Annotated in this window: 20 protein-coding genes, 1 tRNA gene and 2 pseudogenes; 10 read left to right on the forward strand and 13 right to left on the reverse strand. The window is 70.9% G+C overall.

Features of this window, described 5'->3' with window-relative positions; translation table 11 throughout:
- Positions 1-109: 109 nt before the first annotated feature.
- Positions 110-184, reverse strand: a tRNA-Val gene (locus IE142_RS00770).
- Positions 185-508: 324 nt separating this feature from the next.
- On the opposite strand from IE142_RS00770, the gene IE142_RS00775 reads away from it, so the two are divergent.
- From IE142_RS00775 to IE142_RS00785, 3 genes are all read left to right on the forward strand, one after another.
- Complete coding sequence (locus IE142_RS00775; protein WP_191883900.1) at positions 509-1279, forward strand: DUF4097 family beta strand repeat-containing protein; 771 nt, start codon at positions 509-511, stop codon at positions 1277-1279.
- A 71-nt stretch (positions 1280-1350) separates the two neighbouring features.
- Positions 1351-2757, forward strand: coding sequence for a coiled-coil domain-containing protein (locus IE142_RS00780; protein WP_191883901.1), 1407 nt, complete (start codon positions 1351-1353; stop codon positions 2755-2757).
- 124 nt (positions 2758-2881) lie between these two features.
- A complete protein-coding gene (locus IE142_RS00785) occupies positions 2882-3112 on the forward strand; it encodes an FmdB family zinc ribbon protein (protein WP_191883902.1) in 231 nt (76 codons plus the stop codon).
- Between the two features lie 87 nt (positions 3113-3199).
- Here the strand turns inward: IE142_RS00785 and IE142_RS00790 are convergent.
- Positions 3200-4341, reverse strand: a pseudogene (locus tag IE142_RS00790) (sensor histidine kinase).
- 132 nt (positions 4342-4473) lie between these two features.
- Here IE142_RS00790 and IE142_RS00795 point away from each other — a divergent pair.
- The gene (locus IE142_RS00795; RefSeq protein ID WP_191883903.1) at positions 4474-5301 is read left to right on the forward strand and encodes a DedA family protein; all 828 of its coding nucleotides are present in this window, start codon (positions 4474-4476) and stop codon (positions 5299-5301) included.
- On the opposite strand, the gene IE142_RS00800 is transcribed toward IE142_RS00795, so the two are convergent.
- Genes IE142_RS00800 through IE142_RS00810 form a run of 3 tightly spaced genes read right to left on the reverse strand, consistent with a single transcriptional unit; the run spans position 5219 to position 9873 of the window.
- Positions 5219-6031: an HAD family hydrolase gene (locus IE142_RS00800; protein WP_191883904.1), complete on the reverse strand. Its 813-nt coding sequence runs from the start codon at positions 6029-6031 to the stop codon at positions 5219-5221. The two genes, IE142_RS00795 and IE142_RS00800, sit on opposite strands and share 83 nt — an antisense overlap.
- On the reverse strand, positions 6031-8676 hold the full coding sequence (locus IE142_RS00805; protein WP_370466217.1) for a phosphoribosyltransferase: 2646 nt from the start codon (positions 8674-8676) through the stop codon (positions 6031-6033). Before IE142_RS00805 ends, IE142_RS00800 begins: the two co-directional genes overlap by 1 nt.
- Before the next feature lie 30 nt (positions 8677-8706).
- Positions 8707-9873 carry an HpcH/HpaI aldolase/citrate lyase family protein gene (locus tag IE142_RS00810; RefSeq protein ID WP_043373452.1) on the reverse strand — a complete coding sequence of 389 codons (1167 nt, stop codon included), beginning with the start codon at positions 9871-9873 and terminating at the stop codon, positions 8707-8709.
- A 208-nt stretch (positions 9874-10081) separates the two neighbouring features.
- On the opposite strand from IE142_RS00810, the gene IE142_RS00815 reads away from it, so the two are divergent.
- A complete protein-coding gene (locus IE142_RS00815) occupies positions 10082-11041 on the forward strand; it encodes a TerD family protein (RefSeq protein ID WP_191883905.1) in 960 nt (319 codons plus the stop codon).
- 51 nt (positions 11042-11092) lie between these two features.
- Here IE142_RS00815 and IE142_RS00820 read toward each other — a convergent pair whose 3' ends face one another.
- The 6 genes from IE142_RS00820 to IE142_RS00845 form a co-directional block, all read right to left on the reverse strand.
- Positions 11093-11830: a TerD family protein gene (locus IE142_RS00820; RefSeq protein WP_191883906.1), complete on the reverse strand. Its 738-nt coding sequence runs from the start codon at positions 11828-11830 to the stop codon at positions 11093-11095.
- A gap of 165 nt (positions 11831-11995) precedes the next feature.
- Entirely contained in the window at positions 11996-13138 is a 1143-nt protein-coding gene (locus tag IE142_RS00825; protein WP_191883907.1) for a DUF475 domain-containing protein, read from the reverse strand.
- 49 nt (positions 13139-13187) lie between these two features.
- Positions 13188-13763, reverse strand: coding sequence for a TerD family protein (locus tag IE142_RS00830; protein ID WP_191883908.1), 576 nt, complete (start codon positions 13761-13763; stop codon positions 13188-13190).
- Positions 13764-13872: 109 nt separating this feature from the next.
- A complete protein-coding gene (locus tag IE142_RS00835; protein ID WP_043373440.1) occupies positions 13873-14448 on the reverse strand; it encodes a calcium homeostasis/redox stress adaptation protein in 576 nt (191 codons plus the stop codon).
- Positions 14449-14603: 155 nt separating this feature from the next.
- Entirely contained in the window at positions 14604-15062 is a 459-nt protein-coding gene (locus IE142_RS00840; RefSeq protein WP_191883909.1) for a peroxiredoxin, read from the reverse strand.
- 123 nt (positions 15063-15185) lie between these two features.
- Positions 15186-15623 (reverse strand): DUF3052 domain-containing protein, encoded by a 438-nt coding sequence (locus IE142_RS00845; RefSeq protein WP_043373435.1) that lies wholly within the window; start codon positions 15621-15623, stop codon positions 15186-15188.
- A gap of 411 nt (positions 15624-16034) precedes the next feature.
- Here IE142_RS00845 and aceE point away from each other — a divergent pair, with 411 nt between their 5' ends.
- Positions 16035-18791, forward strand: a complete 2757-nt coding sequence (gene aceE, locus IE142_RS00850; protein ID WP_191883910.1) for a pyruvate dehydrogenase (acetyl-transferring), homodimeric type — start codon at positions 16035-16037, stop codon at positions 18789-18791.
- 81 nt (positions 18792-18872) lie between these two features.
- Positions 18873-19715 (forward strand): potassium channel family protein, encoded by an 843-nt coding sequence (locus IE142_RS00855; protein ID WP_191883911.1) that lies wholly within the window; start codon positions 18873-18875, stop codon positions 19713-19715.
- A 32-nt stretch (positions 19716-19747) separates the two neighbouring features.
- Here the strand turns inward: IE142_RS00855 and IE142_RS00860 are convergent.
- Positions 19748-20009, reverse strand: a pseudogene (locus IE142_RS00860) (small hydrophobic protein).
- A 230-nt stretch (positions 20010-20239) separates the two neighbouring features.
- Positions 20240-21847 carry an MFS transporter gene (locus tag IE142_RS00865; protein WP_191883912.1) on the reverse strand — a complete coding sequence of 536 codons (1608 nt, stop codon included), beginning with the start codon at positions 21845-21847 and terminating at the stop codon, positions 20240-20242.
- A gap of 138 nt (positions 21848-21985) precedes the next feature.
- Between IE142_RS00865 and IE142_RS00870 the strand changes: the two genes are divergently transcribed.
- From IE142_RS00870 to IE142_RS00880, 3 genes are all read left to right on the forward strand, one after another.
- Positions 21986-22666 (forward strand): TetR family transcriptional regulator, encoded by a 681-nt coding sequence (locus IE142_RS00870; protein WP_370466218.1) that lies wholly within the window; start codon positions 21986-21988, stop codon positions 22664-22666.
- A gap of 72 nt (positions 22667-22738) precedes the next feature.
- The gene (locus IE142_RS00875) at positions 22739-23947 is read left to right on the forward strand and encodes an alpha/beta hydrolase (protein WP_043373422.1); all 1209 of its coding nucleotides are present in this window, start codon (positions 22739-22741) and stop codon (positions 23945-23947) included.
- Between the two features lie 75 nt (positions 23948-24022).
- Entirely contained in the window at positions 24023-24889 is an 867-nt protein-coding gene (locus IE142_RS00880; RefSeq protein WP_191883913.1) for a DUF4429 domain-containing protein, read from the forward strand.
- The last annotated feature ends 3 nt before the right edge of the window (positions 24890-24892 follow it).

Raw genomic sequence — 24892 nt, forward strand, 5'->3', positions numbered from 1 at the left:
GGCAGCAGGCGGATCACCGGATCGTTGAGGACCGCACCGAGCGGGCGCACGCGAAAGACCCCCGGAGGATGCTCCGGGGGCCTCACACCGACGACAGCGGCGCCGGTCCTGGTGGGCGCGGACGGTTTCGAACCGCCGACATCCTGCTTGTAAGGCAGGCGCTCTACCCCTGAGCTACGCACCCAGGACGAGTGGACAGCCTACATGGCCCCAGGCGGTGTGCGGCAACGCGTATGGGGGGCCGGGCGGTGGGCGCCGACACGTGGGGGTCCGCGCAGCGCGGCGGGAGCGCGAACGGGTGCGGGCAGGGGCGGTCGCGGGACAGGACCGGGGACGGGCAGGAGCGAGGACGGGGCAGGAGCGGGGGTTAACCCCACCCCCGATCCGGGAGCGGCCCGGATCCCGCCGGGGCCCACCGCTGCGTACGGTCGAAGAGTCTCGCCGCACCGGCCCCGCACCGCGGATCCACCCGGCGGCGCCTCGTCGTCCGTCCTTGGGGGAAATCGTCATGTCCCGCCACATCCTTCCGGCCCGCGTGCTCGCCGCCGCCGGTACCGTCGCCGTCCTCGTCGCGGGCCTCGGCGCCTGTGCCTCCGCGGAGGACGACAAGGACCCCGACCACCGGACCTTCGCCTTCCAGGGCGACACCCTCACCATCGACGCCGACGACTCCGGGCTGGAGATCATCGCCGCCGACGGCAACGCGTCCGGCAAGGTCGAGGTGACCCGGTGGTTCCAGGGCTCGGTCGCCATCGGCTCCGACCCCGAGGTGACCTGGAACATGGACGGCGACCGGCTGAAGCTGCGGACGCACTGCTCCGGCGTGGTCGCCGACTGTGCCAGCAAGCACCGCGTGGAGGTGCCGCGCGGTATCGCCGTCAAGGTGAAGTCCGACGACGGCAGCGTGCGGGCCCAGGGCTTCCGGGAAGCGCTGGAGATCCGTACGGCGGACGGGTCCGTGCGCGTCAGCGACTCCACCGGACCGCTGGAACTGCACAGCGACGACGGATCGCTGCGCGCGGACGTCTCCTCCCGCCGGGTCGAGGCCTCGACCAAGGACGGCTCGGTCCGCCTGGATCTGCGAGTGGTCCCGGACCTGGTGGAGACCCGCAGCGACGACGGCTCCGTGAGCGTCGCCCTGCCCCGGGGGACGTACAAGGTGTCCGCCGAGAGCGACGACGGTGCGGTCGATGTGTCCGTGCCCCGGGACGACACCAGCTCCCACGTGGTGAACGCGCGGACCCAGGACGGCAAAGTCGCGGTCCGAACCGCGAACTGACCGGCCCGTGTGTTCGTCCCTAACGGGTGGGAGAATGAACCCGGGCAGGACGGACGACACGGGAGAGGGATGTGACGGCGACACCATCGCAGCCGCACTCACCGATGGTGCCGCGCGCACGGCACCTGCCGCACCGTTCCGCCCGCGGCCGCAAGCCGGGCGTGGTCCGTGACGTGCTCGCCCTCGTGGGCCTGCCGCTCCTCGCCGCTGTCGCGCTTCCCGCCGCGTTCGCCGGAGGGGGCACGCGCCGCTGGTTCGGTGGGCGGGCCGAGAGTCAGCGGGCCGAGGCACAGGCCGCGAAGGACGACGCCGCGGCGGCCTTCTACGAACTGGACACCGCGCAGCGGGACCTGCGGATCTCGATAGAGACGATCGCGGCCGTCGACTCCTCCCCCGCCGCCCGGCGCGCGGTCGCCGACTTCGAGGCGCTCGGCCTGCGCATCGACGAGGTCAGCCACCAGTACATCAACGCCGTCGACGCCCACGACCTGGACCGGGACGACCTGGAGGCGTCGGCCGCCTCCCGCGCCCGCACCGAACTGACCGCCGCCAAGAACGAGCTCGGCCGCGTCAAGCAGGAACTGGACCGCTTCGCCGAAGGGCTCGGCCCCCTGCTCGGCAAGGCCGAGACCCAGCTGGCCCGCCTGGCGCCCGCCGTCGAACGCGCCCGACAGGCTCTGCTCGCCGCCGCCAACGCCCTGGACGCGGCCCGCGAGTCCCGGCTCAAGGCGGACGACCTCGCCGCCCGGCTCGCCGCCCTCGGCCCGGAACTGACCCGGCTGAACCAGGGCGCCGGAGCACACGGCGTGCCGCAGACCCTGGAGCGGGCCGAGCGGGTCACCCGGGAGGCCGAGTCGGTCCGCGCGGAGGCCGAGCGGCTGCCCGAACGCGCCGCCGAGATCGACCACCGGCTGGTCTCCCTGCGCACCCGCGCCCAGGCCCTCACCACCCGTACCGAGCAGGTCGAACCGGTACTGAGCGAGCTGCGGCGACGGTTCACCGCCGCCTGCTGGCAGGATCTCCAGCAGGTACCGGACCAGGCCGCCGAGTCGGTCCGGCAGGCCGAACGGAAGCTGGCCGAGGCCCGGACCGCCCGCGACGAACAGCGCTGGCCGGACGCCACCGCCCTGCTGTCGACGGTGCGGGCTTTGCTGAACGCGACCGACGAGGCCGTCTCCGCCGCCGGCGACCGGTTGCGACAGCTGAACGCCGTGCAGAAGGATCCCCAACAGGAGATCGAGCGCACCCGTTTCGCCATCCGGGACGCCCAGCGCCTGGCCATGGCCGGCCGCAACACCCCGGACCCCCGTCACGCGCGCCCGCTGGACGACGCCGTGGCGCGGCTGGAACGGGCGATCGCCACGCTGGAGGGCCGACACCCCGACTACTGGCACTTCCTCACGGAGACCGAGGAAGTCCGGCAGGCGGTGGTCCATGTGGTCTCCCGGATCCGCGAGGAGCGCGGTGCCGGTCACTGATCAACGGCCGACTTCCGGTCGCTGACCAGCGGCCTGATGCCCGTGGCCGGTCACGCGACCGTGCCCGACCGGTTCTCCGGCTCTTCCCGGCGGAACGGGCCGTCCGGCCGGTTAACCTGTGCCCATGCCTCGCTACGAGTACCGCTGCCGGAGCTGCGGCGACACCTTCGAACTGAGCCGCCCCATGGCCGAGTCCTCCGCCCCCGCCGCCTGCCCGGCGGGCCACGACGACACGGTGAAGCTGCTGTCGACGGTCGCGGTCGGCGGCTCGTCCTCCGGGTCCGCACCCGCTCCCGCCCCGGGTGGCGGAGGCGGTGGCGGTGGCGGCTGCTGCGGCGGAGGATGCTGCGGCTGACCCGGGCACATCGCCCGTCCCGGCGCTGCGCCTTCGTCAGCAGCCGCACCAGACCCTCCCTCAGCAGGGTCGAGTCCTCGGCGAGGATCAGCCGCACGGCAGCTCCGCGGCCACGAGGGTGGGCCCGCCGGGCGGGCTGACCACGCTGAGGCTTCCGTCGAGAGCGGCGACGCGCCGGGCGAGCCCGAACAGTCCGCTGCCGGCGGCGTTCGCCCCACCGCAGCCGTCGTCCCGCACGCTCACGTACATCCGTTGCTCCTCAGCTCCGACCGCGACGCTTATCCGGGTGGGCGCCGCGTGCTTGACCGCGTTCGTGACGGCCTCGCAGACGACGAAGCAGGCGACGGTCGCCACAGCCTGGTCGGATTCCTCCACCAGGTCGTACTCCACCCCGACGGACACGGACGCCCGCTCGGCGACCGTCTCCAGGGCCGCGCGCAGACCCGCCTCGTCCAGCGTGGTCGGGTAGACCCGCCAGGCCACCTCGCGCAGCTCGTCCAGGGCGCGGCGGCTCTGTCGTGGGCCTGGCCCAGGAGCCGGTCGTGCCGGTCGGCGTCCTGGCTGCGGCGGGCGCGGCCGAGCAGCATGCCGAGGGCGACGAGGCGCTGCTGCACGCCGTCGTGCAGGTCACGCTCGATGCGGCGCCGCTCGTCGTTCACCGCGTCGACCACGGCGGCGCGGCTGGCGGCCAGCTCGGCGATGCGCCGCTCCAGCTCGTCCTGGTGCCGCGGCCCGAGGAAGTGGCGCGCCAGCTGACCCTCCAGTCCCACCACGCCGAGTATTCCCTGCACGGCGAGGAACACGAGGAAGAAGCCGCCGAGACTGCCGAGGACGAACGAACCGGGGTCGCGTATGCCGTCCAGCAGGAGCCATCCGTATATCCCGAAGGTGCCGTACCCGAGGCCGATCGCTGCCGTCAGCATCACCACGCCGCCCAGGACGCCCAGTGCCCAGCGGCAGGCCACGTACCGCAGGGCCCGCACGTCCTCGTGCGCGGGCGTGATGCGGAGGTCCAGCCACATCGCCAGCCGGGTCCGCTCCAGCCCCGCCAGTATCCGCGCGCCCGCGAGGACCGGGCGCAGTACGGCGCGGCGGGCGGCCGGCCACGCCGCCACCGGCAGGAGTGCCGCACCGGCCAGCAGGGCGAAGAGCAGCCCGACGGCGGCCGTGGCGGTCCCCATGATGAGGCCCACCCCGCACCGCGCCACACGTCGCGCCATGTCTCGCATGATCGCGAGGCTAGCCGGGCGACGAACCGGCGCACATTGCGGAAAACCGCAATTTCCGCGTGCGGTTCACCGCAGTCGATCCTGCGGTCTTCCTCAGGCTCCCTTCAGCTGCGATTTTCTACCGTGGTCGGCATGACAGCCATCGCAGCGCAGACGGCCGCGGACAGCGGTGCGGCACCGCAGTGGATCAACGACCTCATGGACGCGCTCGGCGCCCCGGGCGCCGGCCTGGCCATCGCGCTGGAGAATCTCTTCCCTCCCCTGCCGAGCGAAGTGATCCTGCCGCTCGCGGGGTTCGCGGCGAGTTCCGGCCGGATGAACCTGATCGCCGTCCTGCTGTGGACGACGGCGGGTTCGGTCATCGGCGCGCTCGCTCTGTACGGGGTCGGCGCACTGCTCGGCCGGGACCGCACGGTGGCGATAGCGGGCAAGCTGCCGCTGGTGAAGGTGTCCGACATAGAGAAGACGGAGGCGTGGTTCCAGAAGCACGGGACCAAGGCGGTCTTCTTCGGCCGGATGATCCCCATCTTCCGGAGCCTGATCTCCGTGCCGGCAGGCGTGGAGAGGATGCGGTTGCCCGTCTTCCTCGCCCTGACCACGCTGGGCAGCGCGATCTGGAACACCGTGTTCGTACTCGCGGGTTACGCGCTCGGCGACAACTGGGCCGAGGTCTCGAGCATCGCCTCCACGTACTCGAAGGTGATCCTCGCGCTCGCCGCCCTGGCGCTGCTGGCCTTCATCGTCATGCGTCTGCTGCGGCCGGGGGCCGGACAACGTCGGCGGGGTCGCGGACGCGGCAATGGACAGGGCATACGGCCGCCGGCCGACGAAGGCCGCCCCGGTACCGGGGACGGTGCCGGGGGCCGCGACGGCGGGGTCAGCGAGCCGGACTCGCCGCGTGCAGGAACTCCCGGAGGATCCGCTCACCGGCCAGCACACCACGCTCGGGCAAGGCACTGATCGCCGGAGCGGTCCAGTCCGAGTCGGCCAGCTCACCGTGACCGGGGCGCCATCCCCGGTCGGCGGCGAGCAGCAGGTCCGCGTCGAGGAGGGAGTCACCGGCGGCGAGTGTGAGATCGGCGCCGGTGCGGCGGGCGACCTCGCGCACGGCGGCGCTCTTGGTGAGCGGCTTGGGGACGGCGTAGAGCTTGCGGCCCTGGAGGGACACGGTCCAGCCACGGTTCTCGGCCCACACGGCGAGTTCTTTCACCCAGTCCTCGGGCAGCAGTTCGCGCTCGACCACGAGGTAGGCGAAGAGGTCCTCGGCGACCCGGTGTTTGCGCACCCACAGGGGGTCCGCGGTGTTCATCAGGTGGTCGCGGATCTCGGGCAACGAAGCGCACTCGTCGGCCAGCCGTGCGGTCACCCGCGCGTGCCAGCCGGGATCGGAGACGCCGTCCACCAGCAGGTGGCCGCCGTTCGCGCAGATCGCGTACTTCGCGGGCGGGCCGGGGAGGTTGATGCGCTGGTACTGCTCGCGGGTGCGGGTGGTCGTCGGTACGAAGACCGCCGTGTCGCCGAGGTCGGTCAGCAGCCCGGCGGCCGTCTCGGTCATGTAGGACAGGGGTCTGCTCTCGTAGACTTCCACGCACAGCAATCGGGGTGCCCGCGGGTCGGGCATCGTCAGCCCGAGCGCGGCGGCGGAGTAGATGAGCGTGCGGTCGAGGTCGCTCGCGACGAGCACCGGCATCAGAGCGCCACCGCCTTGCCGTCGGCGCCGGTCGCGCCCCGCGTGTACTTGGGGTGGATCAGTCCGACGCAGGTGTAGGGGAGGTCGGCGACCTCCTCGACGGGTACGCCCCGCTGTTCGGCCAGCAGGCGCACGTGGTCCAGGTCGGCGCCCGCGCCGGCCCTGGCCAGCACCTTCCACGGGACGCGGCGCAGCATCACGCGCGTGGTCTCGCCGACGCCGGGCTTGACGAGGTTGACGTCGTCGATGCCGTACTCCTCGCTGATGCGCTCGACGGCGGCCCAGCCCTCCCAGGTGGGGGCGCGGTCGACGGACAGAAGGTTCTTGGCCTGGGCGCCGACCGCGTCGGCGACATCCGCGAAGCGGGCGGTGACGGCGTCGAGGAAGGCCGTCGACAGGTCGGCACCGGCGAGTTCGCGGTAGAACTTCGCGCCGTGGAAGTCGTGCGGACCGACCAGGTCGGCCCGGAGCACGGTGCGGGATATCAGGCCGGAAACGGTCGAGTTGAGGCAGGCGGAGGGGATGAGGAAGTCGTCGCGGGTGCCGTAGGTGCGTACGCAGGAGCCTGGATCGGCCAGCACGGCGATCTCCGGGTCGAAGCCAGCGATGCCGTCGGTGGCCTCGAAATCGCGCAGGGCGGCGGCGAGTTCGCGGGTGATGGCGCCCTTGCCGGTCCAGCCGTCGACGAAGACGACGTCGGCGGGGTCGTGACGGTCGGCCAGCCAGCGCAGCGCGTTGGCGTCGATGCCGCGGCCCCGCACGATCGACACCGCGTAGTGAGGGAGGCCGAGACCATGACGGAACCGCGCCCAGCGGCGCATCAGGATGCCGACGGGTGTGCCCGCTCGGGCGAGGGACACGAGGACGGGGCGGGGGGACCGCTCGGTGAGCACGATCTCGGTGACGGCGCCGACGGCCCGGGCCAGCCGGGCGGCGGACGTCTTGAGCGCCGCGCGGAACAGCTCCTGGTACTGCTCGCTGGGCTGGTACTCCACGGGCAGCGACTCCGCGTAGTGGGCGCCGCCGCTCTGGATGGCCTCCTCGCGTTCCTCGGTCGGAGCTTCCAGCGTCACGTCCGAGAGGTCCTGGAGCAGCCAGCCGACCTCGTCGGGGGCGTACGAGGAGAAGTCGGGGCCGCGCAGGGGCTCGGACAGCATGGGTGGCCTTTCGGGGGCGTGCGGGGCTTGCGGGACGTACGACGGCACGACCGCGAGCAGGACGTGCGGGGTGTGGTCGGCGAGCCGGGCCAGCAGTCCGTCGGACGCGTGCAGTGCGGGGGTGTCGGCGGCCGAGTCGACGACGGCGACGACGGCGTCGAAGCCGGCGCCCGCGACGTTGTACGCGTAGCGCTCGCCGGGGCCGTCGGCGGGTTCGTCGTGCGCGGGGAAGACCAGGCGGGTGCGTATCGCGTAGCCGGGGTCGTCGACCGCGAGGACGGGAGAGCGGGTCGTGGTGGAGTAGCGCACCTCGGCGTCGACCGTCTGCTCCAGGGTGTGGGCCAGGCGCAGCGGGGCGTACATCAGCTCCTCGAAGCCGAGAACGAGGACGCGCCGGGCCTGGGCGGGCAGCGCCCCCGCTATCCGCCGGGCCATGCCGGGCAGGGCCGCCTCCAGCCTGTGCCGATGGTCCGCGGTGAACCCGTGCCGTCCGCCGTCCGGTACTCCCGCGGGCCAGTCCAGGTCGACGCGCGCGACGGAGCCGGAGACGGACGAGGTGGACGGCTCGAGCCCGACGGCACGCCGCGCGGACTCTCCCGCGCGGCCCGGGACGGGCGCGGTGGCTCCGGCGGCGACGCCGCGGGAGGTTTCCGCGGGCCCGGGCACCTCGCCGCTCCCCCTGCCAGGGGTCGGCCCGGCGGCGAGCGCCTCGTACCGGGCGACCAGTTCCTGCCCCTTCTCCAGCACACCGTCCGGCAGCCGGACCGTGCCGGAGGCGGCCGTCACCAGGTCCACGCGGGCGCCGATCTCCCGGGCGAAGTCCTCCAGGCGACCGGCGTCGGCGGGCGAGCGCATGTCGACGAGGGCCACGACGACGTACCGCTTGCGGGGATAGCGCTCGTGCAGGGCGCGGACGGTGTTGAGCACCGTGTTGCCGGTGGAGAACTCGTCGTCGACGAGGACCAGCGGCCCGTCGCCGGCCAGCAGCGCCGGGTCCTCGGGCAGCAGCAGGTGGGAGGTCGCGTGCGAGTGGGACTCCTCGAAGCCGCCCGCGCGGGCCACCCCGGCGACCGGGCGGCGGGTGGAGTGCAGGTACGGGGCGGGGCCGAGGCCGTCGGCGACCGAGTGGCCGAGACCGGTGGCGGTCTCCGCGTAGCCGAGGACGACGGCGCGGGCGGCGGCCTCGGCACCGAGCAGGTCGCGGACGCGGCGGCCGAGGGCGACGCCGTGGCCGTGGACGACGGAAGGCGACTGCGGGACGTGCTTGCCGAGCACGTTCGAGACGAGCAGGTGCGCCCGCTTGGGGTTGCGGCGCAGGGCGAGTCCCAGCAGGCCGGGCAGTGTGTCGTCGCCGGCGAGTTCGACGCCGAGCCGCTCGGCGACCCAGTTGCCGGACCAGACTCCGGCGCGCTCGTCGGCGCGCGCCCTCTCGATCATGTACTCGTGCCTCCCGTTGTCCACCGGTGTGTGGGCCCTTGCGTCGGTCATGGATTCCTTGCGTTCGGTCCGGCGGGGCGTTCAGTCGGACAGGCCGGCGGCGAGCAGTTCCACGAAGCCGATGTCCTCGTTGGCCACACCGAAGGCCTCGGCGCGCAGAAGCGTCCGCTCGGCCCAGGCGCGGTGGGGCTTCACCTCGTTCATCTTGTTCGTGTAGGCCGACCTCAGTACACCCCCACCGCCGCGTTCCGGGCGCAGGATGTCCTGGGCGTCGGTGAACTCCTCGTGGCTGACCACGGACAACGCGTGCACGGGGAGGACGTGCGAGGGGTGGATGCAGGTCTTGCCCAACAGCCCGTTGGCGCGGTCCAGGGAGATCTCTCGCAGCAGGCCGTCCATGGCGTGCTCGATGAGTTTGGAGCGGAGTTCCACGGCCTCCACTTCGAGGAAGGGGCTCTGCCGAAGTTGAGGCTTGAACATCCTCTCCTGGACGCGGAAGTACTCCCACACCGGGCCGGTCACCGTGAATCCGGTGCCGTCGGCCCGGGCCAGCATGTTCACCACGTCGGCGATCACGGAGGCGACGATCTGGACGTCGTACGCCGTCATGTCGGGGCCCCTGCGCAACCCGTAGGAGGAGCAGAAGTCGGTCACGCCCAGGCGCAGGGCGAGCACGCGGTCGCGGTACTTGTCGACGGCGCGGAAGATGCCCTCCAGCGTCTGCACCCGGGACTCCCGGTACAGCAGGTCGGGCGACTCCAGCACGGGCATGGCGAAGAGCCGGTGCCCGGTGGCGGCCTCGGCGGCGGAGAGCGCCTCCAGGAAGGGCATGCCGCGGGTCTCGGTGAACTTCGGCAGTACGAATCCGGACAGCAGCCGGACCGCGGGACCGAGGCGCCGTACGAGGTCGGGTATCTGCTCAGGGGTGCGAACCCGGACGAACAACAGGGGGACGTCGATGTCGGAACGTTTCGCCAGGTCGTTGAGCCGGCGGACGAGGTTCTCCTCCCCCACCGGCACGTCGGCGTCGTCGATCGAGTCCTCCAGGCACAGCACCATGGACACCACACCGCGAGCGGCCTGCTTGAGGATGTCGTCGGCGAGCCTGGGCCGGGTGGCCGGGCTGTAGAGGGTCGCACCCAGGGCCGTGGACAGCAGTCGGGCCGGGGAGTCCGCCGTGAAGGTGCAGGGCTCCTGGTGGAAAAGACGCTTCCGCACTTCAGGGGCGATCTGTCCGAAATGACGCATGAATACTCCCCCGTGCTCTCTGGGCGACCTGTGAACTGTCCAAGGTGGCCGGTAATAGTACGTACGTGACCATGTCGACGGTTCCCACCGGGCATGAATACCAGGTAACCCGGCCGTGTCGACGGCGGCGACCCGGGGGGCGGGAGACACGATCCGAGTACCCGCCCCCGCGTTGTCGTGACCAGGACCGAGAGGGCAGGATGACGGCATGACGCACGCGATGCTGAAGGGATCGAACGTCCCGCTCCAAGCCACCACGGTACGCGCCGTGCTGCGCTGGACTCCCGGGCAGGGGGTGCCCGACGTCGACGCCTCCGCACTGCTGCTGGGGCCCGACGACCGCGTGCGTTCCGACGAGGACTTCGTCTTCTACAACCAGCCCCGGCATCCCTCGGGCCAGGTCTGGCGGCTCGGCAAGAAGCGGGTCGCCGAGGGCCTGACCGACACGATCCAGACGGACCTGACCGGGCTCGAGGCCTCGGTGGGCCGGATCCTGCTGGTCGCTTCGGCGGACGGCGCCTCCTTCGACCGCGTCACGTCCCTGCGCATCCTGCTGTACGACGCCACGGCCGCCGACGCGCAGCCGTTGGCGTATTTCGACGTCAAGCCGGAGACGGGCCAGGAGACGGCGCTGATCTGCGGCGAGCTGTACCGGCGCGGGGAGGGCTGGAAGTTCCGGGCGCTGGGCGAGGGATATTCGAACGGGCTCAAGGGCCTGGCGACCGACTTCGGCATCTCGGTGGACGAGTCGGAAGGGTCGGACGGCCCCATGTCGGCACCCCGGCCCGAGACGCCCCCGCACACACCCGTCCAGTCGTCGCCGCCCGCTGCCGCCCCGCCTCCCCCGTCCGCCGCCCCGACGGTCGGCCCCGAGGAGCCGACGACGGTCCAGCCCCTCCCGGAGGTCTCCCGCCCGCTGCCCCCGGAACAGCCCGCGGGGGTCCCGGCACAGCCCGCGTACGGCTACCCGCAGCAGCCGCCCGCGGCTCAGCCGGCCTACGGGTACCCGCAACCGGCCGGTCGGCCCGCGTACGGGTACCCGCAGGCCCCCGCCTCGGCGGGGGCCACCGGGGCGCAGTCCGGCTACGGTTATCCGCCGCCGGTTTCCGGGGCACCCGACCCGGACTTCCGGCTGCCGCCCCAAGGGCCGCAGTTCATCGGACGGTAGGCACCGCACCGGCGCGTTCCGCGCCGAACCCGTGCGGTTACGGCCGGAGTCCTACCGCTCCGCCTTGCTCTTGTGCCCACGGCCCCATTGCAGGCCCCACCCGTAGAGCCGGTCCAGCTCCCCCTGGAAGCCGTACACGAACTTCACCTCGCGGCGGACGAGGATCTCGTCCTTGACGTTCTCGATCATCAGGACTGCACAGGACCGGGCCTGGGGATGGCGCTCGTCGAGGCCTATCTCGATGCGGGGCCCGTTGCTCGGGTAGAGCGTCACGATGGCGTGCGTGCGGTCGAAGGCCGGGGTCTGGTCGTAGATGTAGGCGAACAGCAGCAGACGCTTGATGGCGTCCTTGTGGTCCAGGTTGACGTATATCGTCTCGCCGGATGCCGAGCCGAACCGGTCGTCGCCGCTGAGCTTGACGTACGGCGGGCCGTTGACGTCGCCCAGGAAGCCGCCGAGCGGCTGGACGACCCCGCGGGTGCCGTCCTGGAGTTCGTAGAGACAGCCGAGGTCGAGGTCGACGTTGACCATGCTTCGGCTGTGGCCGACGACCTCGGGCGGCTTGAGCGCCTTGAAGGGGTGGCGCAGCAGGCTCTCGCGCTGGGTGCCCATGATGTCCGAGGTCCGCATCCGCCAGGAGAGGTTGATGCGGAGGTTGCCGGTCGCCGCGCCCTGCTTGGTCAGGGAGACCTGGCTGTGCCGTTTGGTCAGCTGGATGGAGTTGGTCGCCGCGCTGCCCGAGTCGAACTCGGACTCGCGACCGCGCCTCAGACCGTCCAAGAAGCCCATTTCCGCCCCCACGTTCACTCGCACCCGCCGCGGACCGCCGACGGGGCGGCTCCGAGGAGTCGTCCTCGTCGGCCGCCCCGCACAGAGCGTTCCCTCACCCGGGCCGTGTTCACACCAGAGGTGCGGGCGCACCGGGAGCGAGCCCGGCCCGGGAACAGAAGGGTTTCACACCCCGGAGGAGACTTCCGCCCTCTCCTTGCCGCCTTCTCCCCCGGCCGCGGCGAGCCGCTTGTTGCGGCGGACCGAGGACCAGAAGGAGGCGCCGATCAGGACGACACCGATCATGCCGGTGATGAACTCGTTGATCTCGTACCGGATGGTCACCAGGAGGACGATCGCCAGGGCGCCGATGGCGTAGTGGGCGCCGTGCTCCAGGTAGACGTAGTCGTCGAGGGTGCCCTCGCGGACCAGGTAGACCGTGAGCGAACGGACGTACATGGCGCCGATGCCCAGACCCAGGGCCATCAGGACGATGTCGTTGGTGATGGCGAAGGCGCCGATGACGCCGTCGAAGGAGAACGACGCGTCCAATACCTCCAGGTAGAGGAACATGAAGAACGCCGCCTTGCCGGCCAGCTTGACGGCCGACTTGGGCTTGCCCGCGCGTTCGGCCGCCTCCTCGGCCTCGTGCTCGCGCTCCTCCTCCTCCTCGAGCTTGTCCTCGAAGAAGCCGGAGAGGCCGCCGACGACCAGATAGGTGATCAGACCGGCGATACCGGAGAGCAGGACCGTTTCCGCCTTGTCGGCGTGGGTGCCGCCGTGCTGGTGGGCGTGGGCACCGAAGGTGATGGCGGAGACCAGCAGCACGATCAGGGCGATGCAGACCGACAGCATGTCGACCTTGCCCAGCTTGGCCAGCGGGCGCTCCAGCCAGCCCAGCCACTTGATGTCACGGTCCTCGAAGATGAAGTCGAGGAAGATCATCAGGAGGAACATGCCACCGAAGGCGGCGATCGACGGGTGGGCGTCGGTCACCAGTTCCTGGTAGCGGTCCTGGTCGGTGAGGGCGAGGTCGACGGCCTCGATCGGGCCGAGGGACGCGCTGACGGCGACGATGACGACCGGGAAGACCAGGCGCATGCCGAAGACGGCGATCAGGATGCCGATGGTGAGGAAGATCTTCTGCCAGAAGGCATTCATCTTCTTCAGGATCCCGGCGTTGACCACCGCGTTGTCGAAGGACAGCGAGATCTCCAGGATGGACAGGATCGCCACCACTCCGAAGGCGGCCCACCCCCCGTAGAAGATCGCGGCCACCAGGCCGAGCGCGGTGACCGCGAACGACCACCCGAAGGTTTTCAGAACCACTGGCTACCCAATCGTGTGTGTACGGGGCTCCCCCGCGCCGTACGCGGCTTTACGAAACGTTGACTCCGAAGTCTAGAGCGATGCCGCGCAGCCCCGACGCGTACCCCTGTCCGACCGCACGGAACTTCCACTCGCCCTGGTGGCGGTAGAGCTCTCCGAAGATCATCGCGGTCTCCGTGGAGGCGTCCTCGCTGAGGTCGTAGCGGGCGAGTTCCTGGCCGTCGGCCTGGTTGACGACCCGGATGAAGGCGTTGCTGACCTGGCCGAAGGTCTGGCCGCGCTCGTCGGCCAGGTGGATCGAGACCGGGAAGACGATCTTGTCGCACCGGTCGGGCACCGCGGAGAGGTCGACCAGCACCGACTCGTCGTCACCGTCCCCCTCGCCGGTGAGGTTGTCGCCGGTGTGCTCGATCGAGCCGTCCGGGCTCTTGAGCTGGTTGTAGAAGACGAACCATTCGTCGCCGAGCACCCGGCCGCCGCCGCACGCCAGGGCGCTGGCGTCGAGGTCGAAGGGTGCTCCGGTGGTGGAACGCGCGTCCCAGCCGAGCCCGACCAGTACCTGCGTGAGGTTCGGTGCGGCCTTGGACAGGGAGACGTTGCCTCCCTTGGCGAGCGTGACGCCCATGGTGATCCCTCCCCGGGTGATGGTTCTCGGGTTTCCTGCGCGTCCGGCGCCGCACGTAAACCGTGCGGCGCCGGACTGTCGAGGCTCACGCCCCGGCGGTGCAGGTCGCTCAGACGTTGACGCCGAAGTCCTGGGCGATGCCACGCAGGCCGGACGCGTAGCCCTGGCCGATGGCGCGGAACTTCCACTCGGCGCCGTGCCGGTACAGCTCGCCGAAGACCATGGCGGTCTCCGTGGAGGCGTCCTCGCTGAGGTCGTACCGGGCGATCTCGGCGCCGCCGGCCTGGTTGACGACGCGGATGAACGCGTTGCGGACCTGACCGAAGGACTGCTGGCGGTTCTCGGCGTCGTAGATCGAGACCGGGAAGACGATCTTCTCGATGTCGGCGGGGACGTTGGCCAGGTCGATCTTGATCTGCTCGTCGTCGCCCTCGCCCTCACCGGTGAGGTTGTCGCCGGTGTGCTCGACCGAGCCGTCCGGGCTCTTCAGGTTGTTGAAGAAGATGAAGTGCGCGTCGCTGGCGACCTTGCCGCCACTGTTCAGCAGCAGGGCGCTGGCGTCGAGGTCGAAGTCGGTACCGGTCGTGGTGCGGATGTCCCACCCCAGACCGACGATGACCGCGGTGAGGCCGGGGGCCTCCTTGGTCAGCGATACGTTGCCGCCCTTGCTGAGGCTGACTCCCACGAGTCCTCCATTGGTGTCCAGGGGCGGGAAGCCCCGTAGTGCGTGGATATCGGATCAACGATTCGATCCTAGTGACGGGTTCCCGCCCCCCGCAGGCCCTGCGGCCTACAGACCGCAAGGTGTCGGTTCACACCGTGCCGGTCACAGGCCGGCGGTCACAGGGTGTCGAGCGCCTTCACGTACTCGGTCAGGTCGCGGGCGTCCGGCAGGCCGTTGACGACGGTCCAGCGGACGACGCCCTCCCGGTCGATGATGAAGGTGCCGCGGACGGCGCAGCCCTTGTCCTCGTCGAAGACGCCGTAGGCGCGCGAGACGTCGCCGTGCGGCCAGAAGTCGGACAGCAGGGGGTATTCCAGGCCCTCCTGCTCGGCGAAGACGCGCAGGGTGTGGATGGAGTCGTTGGAGACGGCGAGCACCTGGGTGTCGCGGTCGGAGAACTGCGGCAGGTTGTCGCGTACCTCGCACAGCTCGCCGGTGCACACGCCGGTGAAGGCGAACGGGTAGAAGAGCAGCACCACGTTCTGCCGGCCGCGGAAGTCGGACAGCCGGACGGTCGCGCCGTGATTGTCCTTGAGTTCGAAGTCGGGGGCCTTGTCGCCGACCTGGATCGTCATGTCCTGTTCGTCCCTTCGAAGGGTGGTTCGCTGGAAACACCCTACGCAGGGGTCATCGCGGACCCGCGGACGGGCCGACGGCGGCCGGCCCGTCCGGGGCCCGGTGATGCGGAGCCCGGTCGGCTACCGCTTGGACTTGGCCGCCTTGGGCGTCGCCAGCCGGCTGCCGCTCCAGTCCTTTCCGACGCTGACGCTCTTGGACGCCGTCAGTCCGGCCGTCGTCGAAGCCTCCGAGATGTCGCTGGCCTCGACGTACCCCGGACGGCCGGTCTTCGGCGTCAGAAGGAGGATCGACCCGCCCTCTTCGATGTACGTGGTGGCATCCACCAGCGCATCCGTCAGGTCGCCGTCGTCGTCACGGAACCACAGCACGACGGCGTCGGCCACGTCCTCGTAGTCCTCGTCCACCAGCTCGCCCTCGACGGCGCTCTCAATGGCCTCGCGGAGCTCCTGGTCGACGTCGTCGTCGTAGCCGATCTCCTGGACCACCTGCCCGGGCTGGAAACCCAGCCTGGCGGCAGGGTTAGTCCGCTCCTCCGCGTGGTCCGCGGTCGCGCTCACGGGTTGCCTCCTGATCATGTTTCGGTAGATGTCTTCAGCCACGCGCGTGCGCGAAGCTTGGCCGTAGTCCACACGGGCGGGACGGATCGCGCAAGTACCCGGCGACTGGGACCGCCGAAACGGTGACGATCCCGGCTGTGTCGCCGCAACTCCAGCCATGCCGTCCAGACCGAAGGTGACGTACACCACACCTATCTGCCCTGTTTGCGTATTTGGCAACCATGTGTGGGTACGAGACTCGAATGAACGTGCCCCGGCTCCCATGGGGGAACCGGTTACCCCACGGTACAGATGACGTTTGCCCCCTCGAGGTACACGATGGGGTTCCGGCGGGGAATCGGCGCAGACACAGGCAGCATCCGGCATCAGGCAGCATCCGGCAAAGTGGCCCTCCGACAGCGAAGGAACAGCGTGGCATCCGCATCCGATCGCAGTGATCGCAGTCCGATCATCATTGGCGGCCTCCCGAGTCAGGTCCCTGACTTCGACCCGGAGGAGACGCAGGAGTGGCTCGACTCCCTCGACGCCGCCGTCGACGAGCGCGGCCGGGAGCGGGCCCGCTACCTGATGCTGCGGCTGATCGAGCGGGCCCGCGAGAAGCGCGTGGCCGTGCCCGAGATGCGCAGCACGGACTACGTCAACACCATCCCGACCAAGAGCGAGCCGTTCTTCCCCGGCAACGAGGAGATCGAGCGCAAGATCCTCAACGCCACCCGGTGGAACGCCGCCGTGATGGTCTCGCGCGCCCAGCGGCCCGGCATCGGTGTCGGCGGCCACATCGCGACCTTCGCCTCCTCGGCGTCCCTGTACGACGTGGGCTTCAACCACTTCTTCCGGGGCAAGGACGGGGGCGACGGCGGCGACCAGGTCTTCTTCCAGGGGCACGCCTCACCGGGCATCTACGCCCGTGCCTACCTGCTGGACCGGCTGACCGAGCAGCACCTGGACGGCTTCCGGCAGGAGAAGTCCAAGGCGCCGTACATGCTGTCGTCGTACCCGCACCCGCGGTCGATGCCGGACTTCTGGGAGTTCCCGACGGTGTCGATGGGCCTCGGCCCGATCGGCGCGATCTACCAGGCGCGGATGAACCGCTACATGCAGGCCCGCGGCATCGCGGACACCTCGAGGTCGCACGTGTGGGCGTTCCTCGGCGACGGCGAGATGGACGAGCCCGAGTCGCTGGGCCAGCTGTCCATCGCCGCCCGCGAGGGCCTGGACAACCTGACCTTCGTGGTCAACTGCAACCTCCAGCGCCTCGACGGCCCGGTGCGCGGCAACGGGAAGATCATCCAGGAGCTGGAGTCGGTCTTCCGGGGCGCCGGCTGGAACGTCATCAAGCTGGTGTGGGACCGCACCTGGGACCCGCTGCTCGCCCAGGACCGCGACGGCGTGCTGGTCAACCGCATGAACACCACCCCGGACGGCCAGTTCCAGACGTACGCCACCGAGTCCGGCGCCTACATCCGCGAGCACTTCTTCGGCGACGACCACCGACTGCGCGCGATGGTCGAGAACATGACCGACGACCAGATCCTGCACCTGGGGCGCGGCGGTCACGACCACCGGAAGATCTACGCGGCGTACAAGGCGGCGCTGGAGCACAAGGGCCAGCCGACCGTCATCCTCGCCAAGACGATCAAGGGCTGGACGCTCGGGCCGAACTTCGAGGGTCGCAACGCCACGCACCAGATGAAGAAGCTGACGGTCGACGACCTCAAGCGCTTCCGCGACCGGCTGCACCTGCCGATCTCCGACAAGGAGCTGGAGTCCGGTCCGCCGCCGTACTACCACCCGGGCCGGGACACGGAGGAGATGCAGTACATGCACGACCGCCGGGTGAGTCTCGGCGGCTACGTGCCGACCCGGGTCGTGCGCTCCAAGCCGCTCCCGATGCCGGAGGAACGGACGTACGCGACCGTGAAGAAGGGGTCGGGCCAGCAGTCCATCGCGACGACCATGGCGTTCGTGCGACTGCTCAAGGACCTCCTGCGGGACAAGGAAATCGGCAAGCGGTTCGTGCTGATCGCGCCGGACGAGTACCGCACGTTCGGCATGGACTCGTTCTTCCCGAGCGCGAAGATCTACAACCCGCTCGGGCAGCAGTACGAGTCCGTGGACCGGGACCTGCTGCTCGCCTACAAGGAGGCGCCGAACGGGCAGATGCTGCACGACGGCATCTCGGAGGCCGGCTGCGCCGCCTCGCTGATCGCGGCCGGTTCGGCGTACGCCACGCACGGCGAACCACTCATCCCGGTCTACGTCTTCTACTCGATGTTCGGTTTCCAGCGGACCGGCGACCAGTTCTGGCAGATGGGCGACCAGCTGGCGCGCGGTTTCGTGCTGGGCGCGACCGCGGGGCGTACGACGCTGACCGGCGAGGGCCTGCAGCACGCGGACGGCCACTCGCAGCTGCTGGCCTCGACCAACCCGGCGTGCGTGGCGTACGACCCCGCCTTCGGCTTCGAGATCGCGCACATCGTCAAGGACGGGCTGCGGCGGATGTACGGCGCGGACGAGGAGCACCCTCACGGCGAGGACGTCTTCTACTACCTCACCGTCTACAACGAGCCGATCCAGCACCCGGCCGAGCCGGAGAACGTGGACGTCGAGGGCATCCTCAAGGGTGTCTACCTCTTCAGTGAGGCGACGGACGGTTCGATCCCGGCACAGATCTTGGCCTCCGGGGTCGCGGTGCCGTGGGCGGTCGAGGCGCAGCGGATCCTCGCCGAGGAGTGGAACGTGCGCGCCCACGTCTGGTCGGCGACCTCCTGGAACGAGCTGCGGCGCGACGCGGTGGCGTGCGAGGAGCACAACCTGCTGCATCCCGAGGAGGAGCAGCAGGTGCCCTACGTGACGCGGAAACTGGCCGGATCACAGGGGCCGTTCGTGGCCGTGTCGGACTGGATGCGGTCGGTGCCGGACCAGATCGCGCGCTGGGTGCCGGGGACGTACCAGTCGCTGGGCGCGGACGGCTGGGGCTTCGCGGACACGCGCGGGGCCGCCCGGCGCTTCTTCCACATCGACGCGGAGTCGATCGTGGTCGGGGTGCTGAGCGAGCTGGCGCGGGAGGGAAAGGTCGACCGATCGGTCCTGAAGCAGGCGATCGACCGGTACCGGCTGCTCGACGTGGCGGCGGCCGACCCGGGGGTCGCGGGCGGCGACGCGTAGGCACGTACACGGCGGCGGTCGGGGCGGTGGGGTTTCGGCTCCGCCGCCCCGGCCGTTCCACGGCCTCCTTACGATGCGGCCATGACGCGTACGGAGAAGGACGTCACGGACGAGGGTCTCGAGGGGCGGACGGCACAGGAGCGGTGGGAGCGGCGCACCCAGCGGCCGCTGCTGGCGCTGGCCGTGCTCTTCGCCGTGGCGTACGCGGTGCCCATCGTGAACAGCTCCGCGAGCGGCCCCCTGACCCGCGCGTGCGCGGTGGCGGAGTGGCTGGTGTGGGGAGCGTTCGCGGTGGACTACCTGGTGCGGCTGAGACTCACCGGGGACCGCAAGCGGTTCGTCCGCACGCACTGGCTGGACCTGTGCGCGGTGTTGCTGCCGCTGCTCCAGCCGCTGCGGCTGCTGCGCCTGGTCTCGACCGTGCTGCTGGTCGGGCGGCGCGCGCGGATGGCCACGCAGATCCGGCTGACGACGTATGTCGCCGGGGCTGTGGTGGGGTTGCTGATGTTCGGTTCGCTCGCGGTGCTGTCCGTCGAGCGGGACGCGCCCGGCGGGAACATCCGCACGCTGGGGGACGCGGTCTGGTGGTCGTTCACGACGATGACGACCGTGGGGTACGGGGACCACGCGCCGACGACCGGGCTGGGGCGGTTGCTGGCCGTCGGGCTGATGCTGTCCGGCATCGCGTTGCTCGGTGTGGTGACGGCGAACATCGCGGCGTGGTTCATCGCGCGGTTCGAGAAGGACGACGTGGAGGAGCGGCGGCAGACCGAGGCGATCGAGGCACTGGCGCAGGAGGTCCGGGCTTTGCGGGTGGAGGTCGCGGAGCTGAGGGGGACGGCGGCCCCCGGCCTTGTCCCCGCTCCCGCGTCCGTGCCCGGCCCCGCCCCTGCCCGAAGCTCTGCCTCCGCCACTGGGGAGTAGCGCAGGCGCGGGGCTCCCCGAGGGGACGGAGGTCAGAGGATGCCGTGACCCGAGGGCGCCGCTCCGATGAGCCACAGGACGGCCAGGACCGTGTCGATGGCGCCCAGGACCAGAGCGATCACGGCCGCAGACGATCGCGGCGGGACCGAGGACGATCCCCAGCGCGAAGAAGCCGGCGATCGCGCAGCCGAGTCCGACGACGGCGAGGGTCGCGCGATCCGGCCCGGTCCGTGACCACGTCCGGCCACGTGAGCGGGGGTGCCTGCGCGATCCGGTGCCGAAGGTCGCCATCATCAACTCCCTGAACCCCTCGTGGAGTTCAGGTACCCCCGAACGGCGGCTCACGCCTGCCGCGAACGTGCTGCCTGCGCGCTGCCCCCCTCCAGCAGCGCGCCGCAGCATCTCGCCCTCCGTGCCCTGCGGAGGACTTGACCCACTGTGACCTGCGAGGTCGACCGGAGGGGAGGGTTCCCCGGCCCTGTCACCCGGATAGGCGAACACGGCCGGGAACGGACCGGACTTCCTCAGATGTGGCCCACGCCCGCACCGGCCTCGGCGTTCTCACCGCGCTTGGTGAGGAAGGCGACCAGCACGGCCACGGCCGCGACACCGGCGGCCACGAGCGACGCCAGGCTCATGCCGGAGACGAAGGTGTCGTGCGCGACGTCGGTGATCTTCGCGGCGATCTGCTCCGGGGTCCCCTCGGGCACCGGTGCGATCCCCTGCTGCACGGCCTGGGCCGTCAGCTCCTCCTGGGCCGGCGTGAGCGCGGGCAGGCCCGCGTCCGTCCAGTTCCCAGCGAGGTCGCTGTCGACCTTGGAGGCCATCACGGCACCCAGGACCGCCGTACCCAGGCTGCCGCCGATCTGCATCGCCGCCTGCTGGAGGCCGCCCGCGACGCCCGACAGCTCCATCGGGGCGTTGCCCACGATGACCTCGGTGGCGCCCACCATGACCGGTGCGAGACCGAGACCGAGCAGCGCGAACCAGACGGACATCGCCACGCTGCCGGTGTCCGTCCCGAGCGTGGACATGCCGTACATGGCGGTCGCGGTGCACACCATGCCTCCCGCGAGCGGCACGCGCGGGCCGAACTTGGTGATCATCGCACCGGCCAGCGGCGAGGCGACGATCATCATGGCCGTGAGCGGCAGCAGGTGCAGGCCGGCGTCGACCGGGCTCATGCCGTGCACGTTCTGGAGGTAGAACGTCACGAAGAACAGGCCGCCCATGAAGGCGATGGCCATCAGGACCATCAGGACGACACCCGCCGACAGCGGCACCGAACGGAACATCGCCAGCGGGATCAGCGGCTCCTTCACCTTGGTCTCCCACAAGGAGAAGAGGGCGAAGCCCACCACCGACACGGCGATGAACAGCCAGGTCCGACCGTCACCCCAGCCCCACTCGGGCGCCTTGATGAGCGCCCACACCAGGCAGAACATCGAGGCGGACAGCAGGACGATGCCGACGACGTCGAAGGAGCGCGGGGCGTTCTCGGCCCGGTGGTCCAGGAGGATCAGTACGCCGAGCACCACGGCGAGGATGCCGACCGGCACGTTGATGAAGAACACCGACTGCCAGTTGACGTGCTCCACCAGCACACCGCCCAGGATCGGGCCGCCCGCGGTGGAGGCGCCGATCACCATGCCCCAGATGCCGATGGCCATGTTGAGCTTCTCGGCCGGGAAGGTGGCCCGCAGCAGGCCGAGCGCGGCCGGCATCAGCAGGGCGCCGAACAGGCCCTGGCAGACGCGGAAGACGATGACCGCGGCGATGCTGTCGGAGAGCCCGATCGCACCGGAGGAGGCGGCGAAGCCTGCCACGCCGATGAGGAAGGTCTGCCGGTGGCCGAAGCGGTCACCGAGCTTGCCCGCGGTGATCAGGGAGACCGCGAGGGCGAGGAAGTAGGCGTTGGTGATCCACTGCAGCTCGGACCAGCTGGCGCCCAGGTCCTTGCCGATGGCCGGGTTGGCGATGGCCACGATGGTGCCGTCGAGGGCCACCATCATGACCCCGACCGCGACGGTGACGAGGGTGACCCATGGGTGGCCGCGCAGCCCCGTGGCCGGCGCCGGGGCCGACGGTCCGTCCCCCGGCTCCGCCTTGTCGATGGTGGTCTGACTAGTCATACCGGCGAGGCTAATGACAGCCGCTGACAGTTGACAAACGGTTTCCCCGGTCGGTAACTGACCCGTCATCTGCGGCTAGCCTGAACTGCGGAGACGACCGCGCGGCGACACGCCGGAGCGAGCCCGAGGAGCGACCTCTTGAAGACGGTGGAGACGGCACCCGCGCAGGGGCTGCGCGAGCGGAAGAAGCAGCGCACCCGGGACACCCTGCTGCGCTCCGCCCTCGAGCTGTTCACCGAGCGGGGCTACGAGGCGACGACCGTGGACGACATCGCGGAGGCGGCCGAGGTCTCGCAGCGCACCTTCTTCCGCTACTTCGCCAGCAAGGAGGAGGCGGCCTTCTTCGTGTCCCGGCTCGCGGAGTCGCACTTCGTCGACGCCGTACGCCGTCGGCCGCCCGAGGAGGCGCCGCTGGACGCGATGCGGCAGGCCCTCGTCGAGACCTGGGACACGATCGGGGAGGCCGTCGAACAGCTCGTCCCGCTCGAGCTGCACATGCGGTTCTACCGGGTGATCGAGTCGACGCCGGCCCTGCTCGCCGCACACCTGCGGCGTGCGACGGAGCTGGAGGAGGAGATCGCCCGCGTCGTCGCCCACCGCGAGAACGTCGACGTCGACGCCGACCCCCGGCCACGCGTGGTCGTGGCCGTCTTCGGAGCGGTCATGCGGGTCACCGAACGGATCTGGTCGACCCGGGACGACGGCGGGCTCGCGGCGCTGCGCGAACTGACCACCGCCTACCTCGATCACGTGGTGCCCGCGCTCACCGGCGACTGGCGCGGCGCCCCCGGCGCCGGACGGACGGACCCATCCCCGTAGCGGGAGATCGAAACGTGATCCGTGTCACTGGATTCACGCGAGACCGTCTCGTTCTCCTAGTGTGTCCTCCCAGTGACTTCCTTCGACACCTCCCCACAGCTCAACGTCTGGCGCGCACTGCTCGCCCTGGCCGTGGTGTTCGTGATGCTGGCGACCACCGGCTGGACCGCCCTGCGCAACCAGCGGGGGCCCGCGGCGCTCGAAGCGTCGGTCACGGCCTGGGAGCACGGCCGGATCGACGGCCGCCGGCTGCCCGACGCGCAGGCGGCCCCGGCCCGGCTGGCCCGCTTCTTCGCCTCGCTCTCGGACTGGCAACGGCGGAGCCTGGCCCGCCGCTACCCCCTCGCCGTCGGCAACATGAACGGCGCCCCCGTCGAACTGCGCTACCTCGCCAACCGCGCGGCGCTGCGCAAGGCGCGCGCGGTGGAGCGACTGCGGATGCACGACGAGCGCCTGTCCTTGTCCGGACAGCGCGAGGCGGGCCGACGCGCCCAACGCTACGACTCGCTGCTGGCCCCGGACCGCCGCATCCTCGCCTTCGACCCGGCGGGCTCGGGCAAGGTCGCCGAGGTGTTCGGGAACCTGAACCGCGCCGACCGGGTGTCCGTCGTAGTGCCCGGCGTGGACACCGAGCTGCTCACCTTCCAGCGCACCGTCCGCAAGTACTCGGCGCCCGCAGGCATGGGCGAGTCCCTGTACGCGGCCGAGCACAGGGCGAGCCCGGGCACGCGTACGGCCGTGATCGCCTGGGCCGACTACACCTCCCCCAGCGGCCTCGGCATGGAGGCCGCCACGGCGACCCGCGCCGAAATCGGGGCCGTCCGGCTGAACGCCCTGCTGCGGGCGCTTCCCGGCCGGGGACCGGTCTCCCTCTTCTGCCACAGCTACGGATCGGTGGTCTGCGGCCTCGCCGCCGGCGGACTGCCCGGCCGGGTGACCGACATAGCGGTGGCCGGCAGCCCCGGCATGCGCGTCGAGAAGGCAGCCCACCTGGGCACCTCCGCCCGCGTGTGGGCGATGCGGGACGCCGACGACTGGATCCAGGAGGTGCCGTACATGGAGGTCGGCGGCCTCGGGCACGGTGCCGACCCGGTGTCCGCGGGGTTCGGAGCGCGGGTGCTGTCCGCGCGGGGCGCCCAGGGACACAGCGGCTACTTCGTGCCGGGCACGGAGAGCCTGCGGAACTTCGCGGAAATCGGCGTCGGCGCGTACCGCACGGTCGCCTGCGCCGGTGAGAACGGCACATGCCGGGCGGGTTTGTCCGAAGCGGCGGCCGCCTGACGCGCGTAGAGGTGCAGATACTCCGGTTTGCACGGGGAGGGGACGGAAGAGCTCGTGCCGCATACGATGAGCCGCATGGGTGACGTACTGGCCGGATTTCATGCCGCCTGGGAGTTCGAGTCCGACTCCGTGCTCATCCGCTACGAACGGGGGATTCGAACACCCAAGCTGTTCCAGGCCCTGGGGGAACGCCGCGTACCCCTGGAAGCGCTCGCCGGCGTGACGCTCACGCCGGGCAGACGCGGCACCGTGGTGCTGCGCGCCGAGCCGCGCCCGGGTGCCGACCCGCTGATGGAGGCGGCGGCCGGGCAGCTCAAGGAGAGCGGCGACCCGTACCGCCTGGTGCTGCCCGCCGAGCGGGAGACGCTCGCGGAGTACTACGCCGACGAGCTGCGGGGACTGCTGAGCGAGTCCGGCAAGACCGAGCGGTACCTGGTGGCCGCGCCCGAGGCACCGCTGCACTTCAAGGCGTACGACGGGAAGGCGTCCTTCGACGGCACGTCGGTGTCCTTCCGGTGGTCCTGGACGGGCGCGTCGTCGGCGAAGTGGAAGGCCGGCGACCAGAGCTTCCCGGTCGCCGACCTCGGCGGGGTGGAGTGGCGCTCCCCCGAGCTGTTCGAGGGGTACCTGCGGTTGCTGCCGCGGGACGCGTCCGCCTCGGTCGCACCGGCTGTTGCGCAGGCCGACCAGGATCCCGCGGCGGTCGTGTTCGGGCTCGGGTACGGGCCGGTGCACGAGTCGCTGCCGTTCGCCGCCGCGGTGCTGGCGGCGGTGCGGGAACGGGGCGCGGACGCCCCGGTGCCGGTTCCGGTGCCGGCGGCCCGGCGGGATCCGGCGGACATCGCGGAGCGGATACGGCACCTGGGGGAGCTGCATCAGGCGGGGCTGGTGACGGACGAGGAGTTCTCTTCGAAGAAGGCTGAGTTGCTGGCGGAACTGTGACGC

It is taken from the genome of Streptomyces mutabilis (genome assembly GCF_014649815.1).
Lineage (GTDB): Bacteria > Actinomycetota > Actinomycetes > Streptomycetales > Streptomycetaceae > Streptomyces > Streptomyces mutabilis.

Excerpts from the sequence above, each read along its gene's own strand:
- IE142_RS00820 (WP_191883906.1), bottom strand. The coding sequence starts at position 11,830 with ATGGGCTTCTTGGACGGTCTGAGGCGCGGTCGCGAGTCCGAGTTCGAC.
- IE142_RS00805 (WP_370466217.1), bottom strand. The coding sequence starts at position 8,676 with ATGACCGACGCAAGGGCCCACACACCGGTGGACAACGGGAGGCACGAG.
- IE142_RS00785 (WP_191883902.1), top strand. The coding sequence starts at position 2,882 with ATGCCTCGCTACGAGTACCGCTGCCGGAGCTGCGGCGACACCTTCGAA.
- IE142_RS00800 (WP_191883904.1), bottom strand. The coding sequence starts at position 6,031 with ATGCCGGTGCTCGTCGCGAGCGACCTCGACCGCACGCTCATCTACTCC.
- IE142_RS00795 (WP_191883903.1), top strand. The coding sequence starts at position 4,474 with ATGACAGCCATCGCAGCGCAGACGGCCGCGGACAGCGGTGCGGCACCG.
- IE142_RS00810 (WP_043373452.1), bottom strand. The coding sequence starts at position 9,873 with ATGCGTCATTTCGGACAGATCGCCCCTGAAGTGCGGAAGCGTCTTTTC.
- IE142_RS00815 (WP_191883905.1), top strand. The coding sequence starts at position 10,082 with ATGACGCACGCGATGCTGAAGGGATCGAACGTCCCGCTCCAAGCCACC.
- IE142_RS00880 (WP_191883913.1), top strand. The coding sequence starts at position 24,023 with ATGGGTGACGTACTGGCCGGATTTCATGCCGCCTGGGAGTTCGAGTCC.
- IE142_RS00830 (WP_191883908.1), bottom strand. The coding sequence starts at position 13,763 with ATGGGCGTCACGCTCGCCAAGGGAGGCAACGTCTCCCTGTCCAAGGCC.
- IE142_RS00840 (WP_191883909.1), bottom strand. The coding sequence starts at position 15,062 with ATGACGATCCAGGTCGGCGACAAGGCCCCCGACTTCGAACTCAAGGAC.
- IE142_RS00855 (WP_191883911.1), top strand. The coding sequence starts at position 18,873 with ATGACGCGTACGGAGAAGGACGTCACGGACGAGGGTCTCGAGGGGCGG.
- IE142_RS00865 (WP_191883912.1), bottom strand. The coding sequence starts at position 21,847 with ATGACTAGTCAGACCACCATCGACAAGGCGGAGCCGGGGGACGGACCG.
- IE142_RS00775 (WP_191883900.1), top strand. The coding sequence starts at position 509 with ATGTCCCGCCACATCCTTCCGGCCCGCGTGCTCGCCGCCGCCGGTACC.